The organism is Agromyces binzhouensis, from assembly GCF_004135055.1.
In the GTDB taxonomy this organism is placed as follows: Bacteria; Actinomycetota; Actinomycetes; order Actinomycetales; family Microbacteriaceae; genus Agromyces; species Agromyces binzhouensis.
Genome location: NZ_SDPL01000720.1, coordinates 1 through 810 on the forward strand (window position 1 = coordinate 1; position 810 = coordinate 810).

Below are 810 nucleotides of genomic sequence, written 5' to 3' on the forward strand. Positions count from 1 at the left end.
CGCGGCGCCGACGACGTTCGGCGTGCCTGCCTCGTGCCGTTCGGGCCCGGCCTTCCACACGGCGGCCTCGACCGACACCGACTCGACGGCGCCGCCGCCGGCGAGGTGCGGGGCTGCCGCATCGAGCCAGTCGGCACGGCCGACGAGCGCACCCGCCCCGAAGGGCGCGTATGCCTTGTGCCCCGAGAAGGCCAGGTAGTCGATGCCGATGCCCGCGAGGTCGACGCGTCGGTGCGGCAGCAGCTGCGCGGCGTCGACCGCGAGCCGGGCGCCGTGCGCGTGGGCGAGATCGGCCAACGCGTCGAGCGGAAGCACCTCGCCCGTGAGGTTCGATGTGCCGGTGATGGAGAGCAGCGCGGCCGGGCGGCGCGCGAGCTCGGCGGCGAGCGCCTCGAGCGTCGCCGCGAACGTCGGCCGTGCGACGACGACCCGTCGCCCGCCACGCTCCCAGGGCAGCAGGTTCGCGTGGTGCTCGATGTCGAGCACCACGGTCTCGCCGGGCACTGCGCCGGCGAGGAGGTTCAGCGCGTCCGTCGTGTTGCGCGTGAGGACCACGAGGTCGTCAAGGCGTGCGCCGACGTGCCGCGCGACCTGGATGCGGGCGTCCTCGAGCAGGGCGGTCGACGCCTGCGACGCGTAGCCCGTGCCGCGGTGCACGCTCGCGTAGTAGGGCAGCACGGCGGCGACGTGCGCCGCGACCGAGGCGAGCGCCGGGGCGGATGCCGCGACGTCGAGGTTCACGTGCCGGACCCTGCCGCCGCCGAGGACCGGGACCTCGAGCCCTGCGTCCACGAGCTCGGCGAGCGGGCC

At 75.8% G+C, this 810-nt stretch carries 1 protein-coding gene; it reads right to left on the bottom strand.

Annotation, left to right across the window (positions count from 1 at the left end; genetic code table 11):
• Positions 1-810: aminotransferase class V-fold PLP-dependent enzyme (locus ESO86_RS17865; protein WP_207207227.1), on the bottom strand; the 810-nt coding region annotated here is incomplete at both ends.